The 15,449-nt window shown below is 58.8% G+C and carries 15 protein-coding genes and 5 tRNA genes; 9 read left to right on the top strand and 11 right to left on the bottom strand.

Annotated elements, in window-relative coordinates; all coding sequences use genetic code 11:
* Window positions 1–5: 5 nt before the first annotated feature.
* Window positions 6–134, top strand: a complete 129-nt coding sequence (locus tag B9Z33_RS09650) for a DUF3149 domain-containing protein (RefSeq protein WP_199220321.1) — start codon at window positions 6–8, stop codon at window positions 132–134.
* 10 nt (window positions 135–144) lie between these two features.
* Here the strand turns inward: B9Z33_RS09650 and cfa are convergent, their stop codons facing one another.
* A complete protein-coding gene (gene cfa / locus B9Z33_RS09645) occupies window positions 145–1,320 on the bottom strand; it encodes a cyclopropane fatty acyl phospholipid synthase (RefSeq protein WP_108286771.1) in 1,176 nt (391 codons plus the stop codon).
* 202 nt (window positions 1,321–1,522) lie between these two features.
* Between cfa and B9Z33_RS09640 the strand changes: the two genes are divergently transcribed.
* The 3 genes from B9Z33_RS09640 (at window position 1,523) to B9Z33_RS09630 (ending at window position 5,274) form a co-directional block, all read left to right on the top strand.
* Complete coding sequence (locus B9Z33_RS09640) at window positions 1,523–2,281, top strand: 3-hydroxyacyl-CoA dehydrogenase (RefSeq protein ID WP_108286770.1); 759 nt, start codon at window positions 1,523–1,525, stop codon at window positions 2,279–2,281.
* Window positions 2,282–2,375: 94 nt separating this feature from the next.
* The gene (locus B9Z33_RS09635; protein WP_199220320.1) at window positions 2,376–4,187 is read left to right on the top strand and encodes a gamma-glutamyltransferase family protein; all 1,812 of its coding nucleotides are present in this window, start codon (window positions 2,376–2,378) and stop codon (window positions 4,185–4,187) included.
* Window positions 4,188–4,290: 103 nt separating this feature from the next.
* Complete coding sequence (locus tag B9Z33_RS09630) at window positions 4,291–5,274, top strand: tripartite tricarboxylate transporter substrate binding protein (protein ID WP_233252783.1); 984 nt, start codon at window positions 4,291–4,293, stop codon at window positions 5,272–5,274.
* Between the two features lie 94 nt (window positions 5,275–5,368).
* Here the strand turns inward: B9Z33_RS09630 and acs are convergent, their stop codons facing one another.
* Window positions 5,369–7,330 carry an acetate--CoA ligase gene (gene acs / locus B9Z33_RS09625; protein ID WP_108286767.1) on the bottom strand — a complete coding sequence of 654 codons (1,962 nt, stop codon included), beginning with the start codon at window positions 7,328–7,330 and terminating at the stop codon, window positions 5,369–5,371.
* A 177-nt stretch (window positions 7,331–7,507) separates the two neighbouring features.
* On the opposite strand from acs, the gene B9Z33_RS09620 reads away from it, so the two are divergent.
* Genes B9Z33_RS09620 through murI form a run of 3 tightly spaced genes read left to right on the top strand, consistent with a single transcriptional unit; the run spans window position 7,508 to window position 10,610 of the window.
* On the top strand, window positions 7,508–8,110 hold the full coding sequence (locus B9Z33_RS09620; RefSeq protein ID WP_108286766.1) for a TIGR00645 family protein: 603 nt from the start codon (window positions 7,508–7,510) through the stop codon (window positions 8,108–8,110).
* A 39-nt stretch (window positions 8,111–8,149) separates the two neighbouring features.
* Window positions 8,150–9,703 carry a fumarate hydratase gene (locus tag B9Z33_RS09615; protein ID WP_108286765.1) on the top strand — a complete coding sequence of 518 codons (1,554 nt, stop codon included), beginning with the start codon at window positions 8,150–8,152 and terminating at the stop codon, window positions 9,701–9,703.
* Window positions 9,704–9,758: 55 nt separating this feature from the next.
* The gene (gene murI, locus B9Z33_RS09610; protein WP_108287086.1) at window positions 9,759–10,610 is read left to right on the top strand and encodes a glutamate racemase; all 852 of its coding nucleotides are present in this window, start codon (window positions 9,759–9,761) and stop codon (window positions 10,608–10,610) included.
* Here murI and B9Z33_RS09605 read toward each other — a convergent pair whose 3' ends face one another.
* The 5 genes from B9Z33_RS09605 to B9Z33_RS15610 all read right to left on the bottom strand — a co-directional run bounded on the left by B9Z33_RS09605 (window position 10,611) and on the right by B9Z33_RS15610 (window position 13,394).
* Entirely contained in the window at window positions 10,611–11,912 is a 1,302-nt protein-coding gene (locus B9Z33_RS09605) for an MFS transporter (RefSeq protein ID WP_108286764.1), read from the bottom strand.
* Window positions 11,913–11,920: 8 nt separating this feature from the next.
* Window positions 11,921–12,550, bottom strand: a complete 630-nt coding sequence (locus tag B9Z33_RS09600) for a DUF6806 family protein (RefSeq protein WP_108286763.1) — start codon at window positions 12,548–12,550, stop codon at window positions 11,921–11,923.
* A gap of 19 nt (window positions 12,551–12,569) precedes the next feature.
* Window positions 12,570–12,661 (bottom strand) — tRNA-Leu (locus B9Z33_RS09595).
* Window positions 12,662–12,700: 39 nt separating this feature from the next.
* Entirely contained in the window at window positions 12,701–13,093 is a 393-nt protein-coding gene (locus tag B9Z33_RS09590) for an MAPEG family protein (RefSeq protein ID WP_108287085.1), read from the bottom strand.
* Between the two features lie 130 nt (window positions 13,094–13,223).
* On the bottom strand, window positions 13,224–13,394 hold the full coding sequence (locus B9Z33_RS15610; protein ID WP_167394290.1) for a hypothetical protein: 171 nt from the start codon (window positions 13,392–13,394) through the stop codon (window positions 13,224–13,226).
* A 128-nt stretch (window positions 13,395–13,522) separates the two neighbouring features.
* On the opposite strand from B9Z33_RS15610, the gene B9Z33_RS09585 reads away from it, so the two are divergent.
* Both B9Z33_RS09585 and B9Z33_RS09580 read left to right on the top strand, forming a co-directional pair.
* Window positions 13,523–14,056 (top strand): hypothetical protein, encoded by a 534-nt coding sequence (locus B9Z33_RS09585; RefSeq protein WP_108286762.1) that lies wholly within the window; start codon window positions 13,523–13,525, stop codon window positions 14,054–14,056.
* Window positions 14,053–14,838 carry a hypothetical protein gene (locus B9Z33_RS09580; RefSeq protein ID WP_108286761.1) on the top strand — a complete coding sequence of 262 codons (786 nt, stop codon included), beginning with the start codon at window positions 14,053–14,055 and terminating at the stop codon, window positions 14,836–14,838. The genes B9Z33_RS09585 and B9Z33_RS09580 overlap by 4 nt, the downstream gene beginning before the upstream one ends.
* Window positions 14,839–14,878: 40 nt before the next feature.
* Here B9Z33_RS09580 and B9Z33_RS09575 read toward each other — a convergent pair.
* The 4 genes from B9Z33_RS09575 to B9Z33_RS09560 all read right to left on the bottom strand — a co-directional run bounded on the left by B9Z33_RS09575 (window position 14,879) and on the right by B9Z33_RS09560 (window position 15,435).
* Window positions 14,879–14,952, bottom strand: a tRNA-Cys gene (locus B9Z33_RS09575).
* A gap of 77 nt (window positions 14,953–15,029) precedes the next feature.
* Window positions 15,030–15,105 (bottom strand) — tRNA-Gly (locus tag B9Z33_RS09570).
* A gap of 86 nt (window positions 15,106–15,191) precedes the next feature.
* A tRNA-Cys gene (locus B9Z33_RS09565) sits at window positions 15,192–15,265 on the bottom strand.
* Window positions 15,266–15,359: 94 nt separating this feature from the next.
* Window positions 15,360–15,435 (bottom strand) — tRNA-Gly (locus tag B9Z33_RS09560).
* Window positions 15,436–15,449: the final 14 nt, after the last annotated feature.

Genomic DNA, 15,449 nt, shown 5'->3' with positions numbered 1-15,449 from the left:
AACCCATGAAAATGCTGATCGACTTGTTTTCTACCGACTATGGCCTCATGAGCTTGGGCGTGATCGTGTTCACACTGTTGATGGCCGCGTTCTTCTTGCGCATGTTCGTGCACAAGATGAACAACAACGAATGAGCACCAGCCGTCACATCAGCGGCCTGCGGTAACCACCGGCATGCCCGCTGGGTGACAGCACCACTTGCCACAGTTGGTTGTCTCTGGCCCGAAATGTGCCTGCGCAACACTGCAGGTAATAGCGCCACATGCGATAAAAGCGCTCGCCGTAGCGGTCTTCCAGCCCAGGCCATGCGGCCTCGAAACGGGCATGCCAAGCCATCAGGGTTTTGTCATAGTCCTCGCCAAAGTTGTGCCAGTCCTCCATCACGAAAGCATCTTCGCTGTAGTAAGCGATTTCCGATGCCGAGGGCAGCACCCCATTCGGGAAGATGTACTTTTCGATCCAGGAGTCGATGCCGGCCCCGGCCCTGTTTTTGCCAATGGTGTGCAGCAAAAACAAGCCATCGTCACGCAAACTGCGCCGCGCCATGTCGAAGTAAGCCGCGTAATTTTTGTGGCCCACATGCTCGAACATGCCCACCGAAGCAATGCGGTCAAACCGCTGCGCACTGTCGGGGTTGAACTGGCGGTAATCGGCCAGCTCAAAGCGCACCGGCAAATGACCGGCTTTTTCTGTCCCCAGCTTGGCCTGCTCCTTGGAGATGGTCAGCCCCACACATTGCGCGCCGTAGTGCTCTGCCGCAAAAAACATCAAACTGCCCCAGCCACAACCGATGTCCAAAAGCGTCATGCCGGGCTTGAGTTGCAGTTTTTGACAAATCAGGTCGAGCTTGGCTTCTTGCGCCTGTGCCAATGTTTGCGCCTGCGGCCAATAAGCGCAGCTGTAGGCCATTGAAGGGTCCAGCATCGCTTCGTACAAATCGTTGCCCAGGTCGTAGTGCAGCTCGCCCACCTGCCAAGCTCTGTTTTGCGACTGCAAGTTGGTGAGCCTTGCTTTGAGCGCGGCCCACAACCAACCTGCACGGCCCACCTGTTCGTCCAGTCGGGCCCGCAAAATGCGGGTGATGAATTCGTCGACCTGATCGCAATCCCACCAGCCGTCGACATAACTCTCACCCAGCCCCAAACTGCCGCGCGTCAGGATGCGGTCAAACGTGTGGGGATGGTGAACCCGCATGTCCCAAGGTCTGCCACCACCGACCCGGATGTCGGCAGTGGCCAACAACTGCGTCGCCCTGCGCCAGTTGTCGTCGTCGTACAACAAACTTTGATCCTGATTATTCCAAGTGGTCACGGAAACCATGCAGTTCTCCTCAACTGAAATTGCCCGACCAACTTGCCCGGGTGGTGTCCATCCTAGGCAGTGGTCTCACACTTGAATATCCAAACTTCAAAGTAGTCGGCTTACCTTAAAACCCTTAACCCAGGTCTTCGGTGGCTGGTCATTCAAGGGCCTCATGTGCATAATTGACGTTTACGTAACGTCAACCAAAAAGGAGTCAGACATGGACATTCAAGGCAAAGTTTTCATCGTCACAGGCGGCGCATCGGGCCTGGGCGAAGGCACGGCACGCATGCTGGCGGCCAACGGCGGCAAAGTGGTGATTGCCGACATGCAAGCTGAAAAAGGCGAAGCCATCGCCAAAGAACTGGGCGGTGCATTCGTCAAGTGCGACGTGAGCAACGAAGCCGACGGCCAGGCGGTGGTCGCCAAGGCGGTGTCCATGGGCAAACTGGTGGGCTTGGTCAATTGCGCAGGCATCGCCCCTGCCGAAAAAACCGTGGGCAAGAACGGCGCGCACAACCTGGCCGTCTACACGAAGACCATCATGGTCAACCTGGTGGGCACCTTCAACATGATCCGCCTGACCTCGGAAGCCATGTGCAAGAACGAACCCGAAGCCACTGGTGAGCGCGGCGTGCTGATCAGCACCGCCAGCGTGGCCGCTTATGACGGCCAGATCGGCCAGGCCGCTTACGCCGCGTCCAAAGGCGGCGTGGTCGGCATGACACTGCCGATCGCCCGCGACCTCTCGCGCAACGGCATCCGCAACATGACGATCGCCCCCGGCATCTTTGGCACCCCCATGCTGTTTGGCATGCCGCAAGAAGTGCAAGACGCACTGGCCGCTGGCGTGCCCTTCCCCAGCCGTTTGGGCACCCCCCAGGACTACGCCAAGCTGGCCAAACACATCATCGAAAACGACATGCTCAACGGTGAAGTGATCCGTCTGGATGGCGCGATCCGCCTTGCACCGAAGTGAACTGAAGGCTTATCGCTGCTCAATAAAAAACAGGCCCTGCGGGGCCTGTTGTCATTTCGGCACTAGGATGGCGCATCGCACCCAAGGAGCACGCATGTCAGCCACCCGCCCCCTGATCACCCTTGCCGCCCTGGCGCTGCTGGCCGCCTGTGCCAGCCCGCCAAACACCACCTCCTGGCATTACAGCGTGCCCGAGCAGCCGGAAGCAGCCAGTGGCAGCACCGACAAGCCCGGTTGGGCTTATGCACGGCAAGCGGTTGCAGCGGCCAATCCCTTGGCCACCGATGCCGGACACCAGGTGCTTCGTGCAGGAGGCTCGGCATTGGACGCCGCCATTGCAGTGCAGCTGGTGCTGGGACTGGTGGAGCCGCAGTCCAGCGGCATCGGCGGCGGGGCATTTTTGATGCACTTTGATGGCCAAAAAATCACGGCCCATGACGGCCGGGAAACCGCCCCGGCAGGTGCTTCAGGACCCATGTTTTTGGGTTCTGATGGCAAGCCCCTGCCGTTTGACGAAGCCGTGCAAAGTGGCCACGCGGTGGGTGTTCCGGGTGCCGTGCGCATGCTCGAAGCTGCACACCGCCAGCACGGCTCGCTGCCCTGGGCACGCCTTTTTGAACCAGCGATTGCGCTGGCTGAGCAAGGCTTCAAGGTCAGCCCACGCCTGAACACCTTGCTGCAAGCCGACCCGCACCTCAGAAAAGACCCACTGGCTTTGCGCTTTTTCTACAACGCACAAGGACAAGCGTGGCCTGTGGGTCATCTGCTGCGCAACCCCGAATACGCGCATGTCCTGCGCCGCATTGCCGCCGAAGGCAGCCGCGCACTGCACGAAGGGCCCGTGGCCCAGGCCATCGTCCAACGCACACAATCTGCACCGCGTGCCGGCAGTTTGAGCTTGCAAGACCTGCGTGACTACCAACCCAAGGTTCGCGAGGCCTTGTGTTTTGACCACACCGCGCAATCGCGGACCTATCGAATTTGCGGCTTTCCGCCGCCCTCATCGGGCCACATCGCGATGGGGCAAATCCTGGGCTTGTTGGCCAACACCACACCGCAAGGCCCCGAATTTGCAGCAGGACTGCCATCGGCCGACTGGTTGCACCGCTACACCGAGGCCTCGCGCCTGGCCTTTGCCGATCGGGCGCAGTACGTGGCCGACCCCGCCTTCGCAGCAGCCCCCGCAGGCGACTGGCGCAGCCTGATGGCCCCCGACTACCTGCGTCAACGCAGTCTGTTGATCGGCGACCAATCCATGAAGATCGCCACCCCTGGCCAGCCTGCAGGCGTCAAAACCTCATGGGCCCCCATGCCGCCACAAACCGAATACGGCACGAGCCACATCAGCGTGGTCGATGCACAAGGTCGGGCGGTGGCCATGACCACCACCATCGAAGCCGCGTTTGGTTCACGGCGAATGGTCACCACCGACCCCGCGCGTGCCGGCGGATTTTTGCTCAACAACGAACTGACCGACTTCAGCTTTGTGCCTGCGGACCCACAAGGTCGGCCGATTGCCAACCGGGTGGAGCCCGGCAAGCGCCCTCGCTCGTCCATGTCCCCCACACTGGTGTTTGACAAAACCACAGGCCAGTTGCTCATGAGCGGCGGCAGCCCCGGCGGCGCGCTGATCATCCACTACACCGCGAAGCTGCTGGCGGGCACTTTGCACTGGGGCCTGAACGCGCAGCAGGCGGTCAGTTTGCCCAACTTTGGCTCGCTCAACGGCCCCACCCTGCTCGAAGAAAAACGCTTCCCGGTCAGCACCGTCGACGCCTTGAAAGCCCGTGGACACGAGGTGCGCGAAATGGAGATGACCAGTGGCTTGCAGGCCATTGAACGCACGCCCACTGGCTGGTTTGGCGGAGCCGATCCACGGCGCGAGGGTGTGGTGTTGGGCGACTGATCAGCCAACAGGTCTCCCACGCGACCCTGTGCGGGAATTCCCGATGTGGTTGCGCCGGGTCTGCGTCCATACTGAGCGTTGAATCATCGATCAGGAGAGACTTGTGAAATTCAACGACACCACACGCCGCCAATTTGTGCACAGCGGTATCGCCTCAGCCGCCACGTTGGCCCTGCCCACACTGGCCCAGGCACAAGCCTTTCCGACACGCCCCTTGAAGTTGATTTGCCCTTGGCCTGCAGGCGGCTCCAGCGACATCGTGATGCGTGCTTTGGCTGATGCAGCCACCAAAGTATTGGGCCAGCAAGTGGTCATCGACAACAAGCCTGGTGCCAGCGGCATGCTGGGCCCCAATGAACTGGTCAAGGCTGCGCCGGACGGCTACACCCTGTCGCAAATCACGATTGGTGTGGCCCGCCTGCCGCACATGCAAAAAATGCAGTTCGATCCGCTCAAGGATTTCACCTACATCGCTTGCTTGACGGGCTACACCTTTGGCATCGTGGTCAAGGCCAACTCGCCCATCAAATCCATCAAGGATCTGGTCAATTACGCCAAAGCCAACCCTGGAAAATTCAACTACGGCTCAACAGGCAACGGCACCACGCCACACTTGGCGGTCGAAGAGTTCGCCAACAAGGCGGGCATACAGCTCACCCATGTGCCCTTCAAGGGCAGCTCGGACGGCCTGCAGGCCCTGCTGGGTGGCCACATTGACGCCCACAGCGACGCCACGGGCTGGGCGCCCCACGTCGAGGCGGGCACGATGCGACTACTGGCCACTTACGGCAGCAAACGCACCAAGCGCTGGCCCAACGTGCCCACGCTCAACGAGCTGGGCTACGACACCGTGTCTGATTCGCCTTTCGGCATTGCTGGCCCACGGGGCATGGACCCCAAAGTGGTGCAAAAGCTGCAAGACGGCTTCAAAAAAACCTTGAGCGATCCTGGCGTGATCGCAGCCTTCGAAAAATACGACCAACCCGTGATCTATATGGACAGCGAGGCTTACACCCAGTTCATTTTGGCCAGCTATGTGAAGGAAAAGCGGCTGATTGAAAAGTTGGGATTGGGCATCAAGTCCTAAAAGCCAATCAATGGCTTTTTATCGAGCCTAAAGGCTCGGATCAAACAAAAAACGGCAGCCTAGGCTGCCGTTTTTTTGTGACCCGGTTCCAGGCTCAGTAAGCCTGACCCAACTGGCTCAAGATGCCGGGGTTCTCAAGTGTCGAGATGTCTTGCGTGATCTCTTCGCCTTTGGCCAGCGAGCGCAGCAGGCGGCGCATGATCTTGCCCGAGCGGGTCTTGGGCAGGTTCTCGCCAAAGCGGATGTCTTTGGGTTTGGCGATGGGGCCGATTTCTTTGGCGATGTGGTCGCGCAATTGCTTGGCGATGGCTTTGCCTTCGTCGGTGTTGGGCAAGGCGCGCTTGAGCACCACGAAGGCGCAAATCGCTTCACCGGTGGTGTCGTCAGGGCGGCCCACCACGGCGGCTTCGGCCACCAGCTCGGTGCAGCTGACCAGGGCCGATTCGATTTCCATCGTGCCCATGCGGTGACCGGAGACGTTCAGCACGTCGTCGATGCGGCCGGTGATGGTGAAGTAACCGGTTTTCTCGTCGCGGATCGCGCCGTCGCCCGCCAGGTAGTACTTGCCCTTGAAGTCTTCAGGGTAGTAGCTCTTCTTGAAACGCTCGGGGTCGCCCCAGATGTTGCGGATCATGGAAGGCCATGGGCGCTTGACGACCAGGATACCGCCTTGGCCATTGGGCATGTCGTCACCGGTTTCGCTCACGATGGCGGCCTGGATGCCGGGGAACGGCAGTGTGCACGAACCAGGCACCATGGGGGTCACACCAGGCAGCGGGGTGATCATGTGGCCACCGGTTTCGGTCTGCCAGAAGGTGTCCACGATGGGGCAACGGCTGCCGCCCACGTGCTGGTAGTACCACTCCCATGCAGCGGGGTTGATCGGCTCGCCGACCGAGCCCAGCAAACGCAGGCTCGACAGGTCGTAGCTCTTGGGGTGCACAGCGTCGTTGGCTTCCGCGGCTTTGATGAGCGAACGGATGGCAGTCGGCGCGGTGTAGAAGATCGAGACTTTGTGGTCCTGGATCATCTTCCAGAAGCGGCCAGCGTCGGGGTATGTGGGCACGCCCTCGAACACGATCTCGGTGCCGCCCAAAGCCAGGGGGCCGTAGGTGATGTAGGTGTGGCCAGTGACCCAGCCGATGTCGGCAGTGCACCAGAACACGTCGTCGGCCTTCAGGTCGAAGGTCCACTTGGTGGTCAGCGCCGCGTGCAGCAGATAGCCGCCGGTGCTGTGTTGCACGCCTTTGGGTTTGCCGGTAGAGCCCGAGGTGTAGAGCAAGAACAAGGGGTGTTCAGCGCTCACCCACTCTGGCTCGCAGGTGGTGGCTTGTTTGTCGGCCACGTCGGCCATCCACAGGTCACGGCCTGCGGTCATGGCGATGTCAGCGCCCGAGCGCTTGACGACCAACACGTTTTTGATGGTGTCGCAGCCACCCAAAGCCAGGGCTTCGTCGACGATGGACTTCAAAGGCAATTGCTTGCCACCGCGCACCTGGTGGTCAGCGGTGATGACTGCGACAGCGCCGGTGTCTTCAATGCGATCACGCAGGGACTGGGCCGAGAAGCCACCGAACACCACCGAGTGGGTAGCGCCGATGCGGGCGCAAGCTTGCATGGCGGCCACGCCGTCGATCGACATGGAGATGTAGATGACCACGCGGTCACCTTTTTTGATGCCCAGGCTCTTCAAGGCGTTGGCGTATTGGCAGGTCTTGGCCAGCAGCTGGCTGTAGGTGACCTTGGTCACTTCGCCGCCGTCGGCTTCAAAGATGATGGCGGTCTTGTCGCCCAGGCCTTTTTCGATGTTGCGGTCAAGGCAGTTGTAGGACACGTTCAGGGTGCCGTCTTCAAACCACTTGAAGAAAGGCGCATTGGACTCGTCGAGCACCTTGGTGAAGGGCGTCTTCCAGGTGATCAGCTCTTTGGCCAGACGGCCCCAGAAACCCTGGTAATCGGTTTCGGCTTCTTTGCACAGGGCTTCGTAAGCCGCCATACCGGAGACGTTGGCGTTTTTAACGAAATCTGCGCTGGGTTGGTAAATGTTGGAACTCATCTGATTTGTCTCCTCAATGACATGGCGTTTTCAAAACTGGTGCAAATGTCGGCTTTCGCTCTTACAAAGCACTGACTGACATCAGACTTGCATGGGCATGCGTTTTAACGGGTGTTCTACCGCCTAAAATCCGGGTTTGCCCAAAGCCTGCCGTTTCAGGAAAATTTCAGGAAAGCCATGTCAAAACACCCCCCCGAGCAAAAAAGTTCTTTGAGCTCTTTGAACAGCTTCATTTTTGCCAGCCGATGGCTGCAATTACCCTTGTATCTGGGCCTGATCGCAGCGCAAGCGGTGTACGTCTTCCATTTTTGGGTTGAGCTGGTGCACCTGCTGGAAGCCGCTTTTGGCAGTCAGCCCGCACTGCAAGCACTCATCACGGGCATTGGCTACAAAACCACTGCACCCATCACCACGCTCAACGAGACCGTGATCATGCTGGTCGTCCTGGGCTTGATCGACGTGGTCATGATCTCCAACCTGCTGATCATGGTCATCGTGGGCGGCTACGAAACTTTTGTCTCGCGCCTGAACCTCGAAGGCCACCCCGATCAACCCGAATGGCTGGACCATGTGAACGCTTCGGTACTCAAGGTCAAGCTGGGCACGGCCATCATCGGCATCAGCTCCATTCACCTGCTCAAGACCTTCATCAACGCCGCCAACTACGACGAGAAAGTGCTGATGTGGCAAACCATCATCCACATCGCTTTCTTGCTCAGTGCCATTGCCATTGCCTATGCCGACCGCCTGATGTCACACCACGACAAAGCTGACCACTGAACCCCTTTATTTTTTGACTCTTCACTGGACTCCCACACCATGACCACCCTGATCAAACAAGACGATCTGATCGAATCCGTCGCCGCCGCGCTGCAGTACATCAGCTACTACCACCCGGCTGACTTCATCTCGCATCTGGCCAGCGCCTATGAGCGCGAGCAAAGCCCTGCTGCAAAAGACGCGATTGCGCAAATCCTGACCAACAGCAAGATGAGCGCCTTCGGCCACCGCCCGATTTGCCAGGACACTGGCATCGTCAACGTGTTCCTTGAAGTCGGCATGGATGTGAAGTTTGATGGCTTCACCGGCAGTCTGGAAGACGCCATCAACGAAGGCGTGCGCCGTGGCTACAACCACCCCGACAACACACTGCGCGCATCCGTCGTGTCTGACCCACACTTCAACCGCAAAAACACCAAGGACAACACCCCTGCCGTGATCTTCACCAAGATCGTGCCCGGCCACCATGTGCATGTGACCGTGGCGGCCAAAGGCGGCGGCAGCGAGAACAAATCCAAGATGATCATGCTCAACCCCGGCGACAGCATCGTTGACTGGGTGCTCAAAACCGTGCCCACCATGGGCGCAGGCTGGTGCCCGCCCGGCATGCTGGGCATCGGCATCGGCGGCACCGCTGAAAAAGCCGTGCTCTTGGCCAAAGAGAGCCTGATGGACGACCTGAACATGTACCAGTTGCTCGAAAAATCAAGCAAAGGCGAGAAGCTCGACCAGGTCGAAGAAATGCGCCTGGAGCTGTACCACAAGGTCAACGCCCTGGGCATTGGCGCGCAGGGACTGGGCGGTCTGACCACCGTGCTCGACATCAAGATCAAGATGTACCCCACCCACGCGGCCAGCAAGCCCGTGGCCATGATCCCCAACTGCGCAGCCACCCGCCATGCGCACTTTGTGCTGGACGGCTCCGGCCCCTCGTACCTTGAAGCGCCATCGCTGGACCTGTGGCCCAACGTGGGCTGGACAGCCGACACCGAAAAGAGCCAGCGCGTGGACCTGAACAGCCTCACACCTGAGCAAGTCGCTGCCTGGAAACCCGGCCAAACCTTGCTGCTCAACGGCAAGATGCTGACGGGCCGCGATGCTGCGCACAAGCGCATTCAGGACATGCTGGCCAAAGGCGAGCCCCTGCCCGTGGACTTCAAGAACCGCGTGATCTATTACGTGGGCCCTGTTGACCCGGTGGGCGACGAAGCCGTGGGCCCCGCAGGCCCCACCACCGCCACCCGCATGGACGGTTTCACCGAAATGATGCTGGCCCAGACTGGCCTGATCGCCATGATCGGCAAGGCCGAGCGGGGCCCGGTCGCCATTGAGGCCATCAAGAAGCACAAATCGGCCTACCTGATGGCCGTGGGCGGCGCGGCTTATCTCGTGTCCAAAGCCATCAAACACGCCAAAGTGGTGGGCTTTGCCGACATGGGCATGGAAGCGATTTATGAATTCGACGTGGTCGACATGCCGGTGACGGTGGCTGTGGATGCGGGCGGCACCAGCGCCCACATCACCGGCCCGGCCGAATGGCAAAAGCGCATCGCCACGGGCGAGTTCAAGGGCATTGGCGTGACGGCTGGCTGAAAGTGATGTGGCGGTGGCCTTGCTTGTGCAATCTTCCACCGCCCTCGCCCACGACATGACCGAATCTCCCATTGGCGTTTTTGACAGCGGCATCGGCGGCTTGAGTGTCTTACAGTCTTTGCAGGCGGCTTTACCGGCGGAGCATTTCGTCTACTGGGCTGACAGCGGGCATGCGCCTTACGGCGAAAAAAGCGATCTTTTTGTGCGCCAGCGCAGCCTGACCATTGCCGACCACCTGATCAAGCAACACCACATCAAAGCCCTGGTGGTGGCCTGCAACACAGCCACGGCGGCGGCCATTCATGAGCTCAGGGTGCAACACCCTCATTTGATCCTCATCGGTGTGGAACCCGCCCTGAAGCCTGCATTGCAACTGAGCCAAACAGGACACATTGGCGTGATCGGCACACGGGGCACACTCATCAGCGACAAGTTCCACCGTCTGTTGGCCAGCCTGCAAGACCAGGCCCACTTCACCGTTCAGCCTTGCAACGGGCTGGCGCTGGCCATCGAGCAAAGCACCCACCAGGCAACCGCAGCCCAAGCGACACAGCGCATCACGGAACTGCTGCAGGACTACACGCGGGCAATGGGCGAATTTGGCCCAGCCCCTGGGCAGATGGACACCCTGGTGTTGGGCTGTACCCACTATGTATTTGCCGAGCATGCTTTGCGCGAATTGCTCGGCCCGCAGATTCATCTGGTTTCAACCGGCGAGCCCGTGGCCAGGCAAACCCGCCGATTGCTGGAGGCAGCTACCATGCTCAGAAATGGCCCGGGGCCACACACCTTGAGCGCCCGCATCCGCCTCATGACAAATGGTGACTTGACCAGCCTTCAAGCGGCAGCGCAACGCTGGCTAGGTCTGCCCCACGCCGCCTGTCACCGGGCAGACAACCACGTTTGATCAGCCCTGCCCCATCGCCATGCGGTGCCCGCGCGCCACATTGACCGGCATGAGCAAGGCCAGCCCCAGCACAAAGAGCAAGGAAGTCGAGCCAATGGCAATCCGCTGGTTGCCACCGCTCAGCCAAGTGATGAGGCCATAGCTCAAAGGGCCCAATATGCTGGCCAGACGGATCGCGAACGTCCACAAACCAAAAAACTCCCCCAAGCGCGCTGGGGGAACCATCAGCCCGGCCATGGCACGGCCAGACGACTGGCTGGAGCCCATGCACACTCCGGCAATCGCCGCAGCCCACCAGAACACCTCTTTGGTGCTCGACAAAGCGGCGATCACACAGGTCAAAATCCAGCCCAGCAAAGTCAGGGACAGCGCCAGTTTGTGGCCAATGCGGTCTTGTACGTAACCGAAGACAAAAGCGCCCACAAAGGCTGCGATGTTCAATACAAAAATCAGGACCATGGTTTCCTGTGGCTGAAACCCGATCACTTGCTCGGCATAAATGGCCGCCAAGGAAATCGCCACCGCCACCCCGCCTTGGTAAGCCACCGCGCAGGCCATCAATCTGGTGAAGTCCTGGTAGGGGCGCGCATCGCGGAATGTTTGCGCCAAGCCTTGCAGGCTTTTCAGCATGCCCACGACCGGCGCATCCGGCCGAGGCTGTGCGTGTTCTCGCATCAAGGTAAAGGTCACGCAGGCCGCAAGGCCATAAACCAAGGCCGTGATCAGCATCGTCACAGGCACAAATTGGCTGCCCGACTCACCACGCGCCTGAGCTGCCAACACATAGGCCAAGCACACGCCCAGTGTGAGCATGCCGCCAATGTAGCCCAAAGCCCACCCCCAACCACTCACGCGCCCCATGGCCTGCGGTTTGGCCAGTTCGGGCAAAAAAGAAGCGGTCAAGGACTCGCCATAAGAAAAGAACGTGTTGGAGATGACCAGAATCAGCAAGCCCAAAGCGACCTGCCCGGGCCCCACCAGGGCTAAAGCCGCGGTGCTGAGCACGCAACCGGCCGTGACCCACATGAGCAAACGCCGTTTGCCTGCCACACGGTCAGCCCACGCCCCCAAGCCAGGCATGGTGAGCATGACGATCAAATACGACAGGCTCAGGCCGGAGGTCCAGGCCAGTGTGGCCCAAGGTGCACTGCCAGCGACCCCGCCCACAAAATAGGCTGCAAACACGGCCGTGATGACGACGGTGGTGTAGCCCGAGTTGGCAAAGTCGTACATGGCCCAGCCAAAAACCTCGCGCAACCGAACGCCGGGGTTGAGCGCTTCGAGTGAGAACATGGCGGCCATAAAATCTTTCAGTGAAGGTGGCGTGGACGGCGACCACCGCCACCGTGGCCACTGTTGTTGCCACCCGAACCACGGGGTGGCTTGCCCAGCTCTAGGGAGCTCACCAGATTGTCAAAGCGCTGGCTGAACAATTTGTCAATTTCGGCCACAACACCAGACAACTCTGAGCCATCAAAATGGCGCTCCATCATGTTCACGACATCATGGACCAGCAAGTCCCGCTGGGCTTGCATGATGGCACCAGGATCAGGACCGACAAACAACATCACAAAGTCGTCACGCGAGTCCGCACCACTGGCTTCGTCTTCGTCGTCAAATTCGGTGTCGTAAAAAGTCACCTCGATCTGGGTGCCTGCCGCAGACAATTCGTTGAGGTTCATGCACAGATCGTCCATGACCATGCGGAAATCATCATCGCCACGGACCGTCCAGCACATCTGCAGCCGAAGCGCGTGGATGTCAAAACGAATACCGGGCTCTTCTTCGTAAAGGCTGGGCGAGCCTTCACTCAAAGTGCGGGCGCCTGCGTAATGCCAAAGCGGTTTGAGCGCTTCCTGGATCGCCTTGATGTCGGTGCCGGGTTTGATCGGCACATCACCATGCACATGAATTTCAAGCGGTGCGTTGTCGTTTTTCATGATGGTGCTTCTGTATCGATGGTGCCCCGAGCCGGAATCGAACCGGCACGCCCCTTTTCAGGAAGCAACGGATTTTAAGTCCGGTGTGTCTACCAGTTTCACCACCGGGGCCAAGGCTGTATTGTGCCTTGATAAAACCGATTTCCCGGCTCAATTCATCTGCAAGTTCTGCATCGCCAGGACATAAAAAACGATCACGCTCAAATAGCCGACAGACCAAAAAAGCGAGCGAAACAAGGCCTTATCGGCCAGGTAACAAGCCACATAAGCGACCCGTGCCGCGACAAAAAGCACGGCCAGCATGTCCACCACCCAAGGTTCAACGCCCGTCAGCAGTGCCAGCACGACTCCCATGGCAAAGAAGGGGAAGGCCTCAAAGCAATTGGCTTGTGCCGCATTGGCTCTGGCCCTGAAGCCTGTTTGCTGAGCCAACCAGGCCCTGGGATCATGGTTGTCGTAGCCTTTGGCGCCAGACTTGGCGATGCCTGCACAAATCATGGGCATCAAACCAGCCACCAACACGGATGCATAAGAAACCACCATCACAGACTCCTTTGTCTTTGGGTTGATCGGGTTCAACAAACACCCGTTTTTGCACGAACCAACAAAAAAGCCACTGAAGAACAGTGGCTTGGGGCAGTCCAGGATCGGCGAAGGCCAGATCCCGAAGCAATCAACCGCCTTTTTTCGAGCGCTTGCCTGGGTTTTTCTTGCTGCGCGTGGCAACACCACGCTCCAGGCTCACGCGCTGGCCACGGCCATGGGTGCGCAATGTCACGCCTGGCAATGCTGGCAGAGGTGCTGTGAATTTACGATCGGCTTCGGTAACGATTTTGTTGCCCATGGATGGCTCCAGATAAAAATACAAAGCATTATTAAGCCACAAGAATGACGCGTTTTCCGCACCCACAGCGTTCAAACGGACACCGATACGCTGTTTGGGCGCATTTCGACTGACGATAAACTGGGCACATGGACCTCACCACCGCTTTGATCGTGGCTTATTTCGCCTTGCTGGCTGTCTCTTTGCGCAAACGCTGGGGCACGATTGAAGGGCCTTGGCTGTTTTTCTTTCGGGCGTTTTTCCCCAACTGGAAGTTCTACCACGGCATCAACCACGCGCCTCGCCTCTATGTGCGTGGCCAGTCCGAGTCAGGGGGCTGGACTGATTGGCGCCTGATCTATCCGAGACTGCCGCTGCGAGGGCTGCATCTGTTTCACAATCCTGCGGTCAATCTCGCGCTGACACACCAGAATCTGGTCGACCACCTGGCCAACGACATCAACGATTTGCCCGACGGCGCGGACATTCAGCACAAGGTGACTTACCAATTGGTCAGCCGACTGGCCCGGCAAGCCCTGGAAGGGGGTCAATGGGGAGACCACCCGATGATGGCCCAAGAACCGGTACGCGACCTTTATGCCTTCCAGTTTGAACTGCGCATGGAATTGCCGGGTGGGCAAAGCAGTCAACTCATGCTGCGATCGCCGGAGCTGCGCACATGAGCTTGTCTCTGTCCATCCGCGTTTTCGAAATCCTGCTGGGTTGGAGCTTGGCTTTGCAAACGCTGGAATACCTGCGCGTGCAATCGCTGGACCGCATCTCCGTCTGGCCTGTTCTGAGGCAAGAGATTCCCGCTAGACCGGCGTGGATCAAAGCTTTGCTCGATGCGTTGTTTGCGCCCAAGCCTTACATCGCCCTGCTTTTGCTGCGCCTGGCACTGGCCATGGCGCTGATGTTCGGACTCATCGGCTTGAGTGGTGCCATCCTGTTGTTTCTGATCGCGCTGCTCTTACTTTTGCGCTGGCGCGGTGCCTTCAACGGCGGCAGTGACTTCATGACCTTGGTCGCCATCAGTGGCTTGTTGCTGGCACACACAGCAGGGGCACTGACAGACATGTCTTGGGGCTGGCGCGCAGGGTTTTGGTACATCAGCTTGCAAACGATCAGCTCGTATTTCGTCTCAGGCTGGGTCAAGCTGTTGCGCCCCGAATGGCGGTCGGGGCGTGCCATGACGCTCTTTTTGGACACGGGCATTTACGGGCCGTTGCCAAGCCGCAGTATTTTCAGGCACCCCATGCTTGCCAGGGTGTGCTCGTGGTCATTCACGGTTTGGGAGGGCTGCTTTCCACTCGCATTGCTGGATGTTCGGCTGGCTTGGCTGTTTTGCGCCGTGGCAGCGCTTTTCCATTTTTTGGTGTTCGTGTTTTTTGGTCTCAACCGATTCTTTTGGGCATGGATCGCCACTTTCCCAGCCGTCTTGTATTGTGCTGGGGCCACGTGGTGAAAAAAAGCCGTTACAGCATGACGCTGTAACGGCTTTGATTTGGAGGCGCGACCCAGAGTCGAACTGGGCTAGACGGATTTGCAATCCGTTGCATAACCGATTTGCTATCGCGCCAGAATCACATTTTTGACAAAAAAGGGAAGCTCTTGCTTCCCTTTTTGCTGAAAGATGTTGGCACTTCTTTCAATGTCTGGAGCGGGAAACGAGGCTCGAACTCGCGACCTCAACCTTGGCAAGGTTGCGCTCTACCAACTGAGCTATTCCCGCATTTAGAAGACCCAAATTATACATCGATAAACCGTCTAAAACGGCTGCCAATCACAACTCGGATCAATTTTTCAAGCTGGTTTGAATGGAGGCGCGGGCCGGAGTCGAACCGACCTACACGGATTTGCAATCCGGTGCATAACCGCTTTGCTACCGCGCCCTGTTTCAAAACCAGTGGGCTTCAAAAAACCAACAAAAAAGGGAAGCTGTTGCTTCCCTTTTTGCTGAAAGATGTTGGCACTTCTTTCAATGTTTGGAGCGGGAAACGAGGCTCGAACTCGCGACCTCAACCTTGGCAAGGTTGCGCTCTACCAACTGAGCTATTCCCGCATTTCAGATAACTT

The sequence above is a fragment of the Limnohabitans sp. T6-20 genome (assembly GCF_003063505.1).
Lineage (GTDB): Bacteria > Pseudomonadota > Gammaproteobacteria > Burkholderiales > Burkholderiaceae_C > Limnohabitans_A.
Note: the sequence above shows the minus strand (reverse complement) of the source record. Positions and strands in the feature narration are given on the sequence as shown.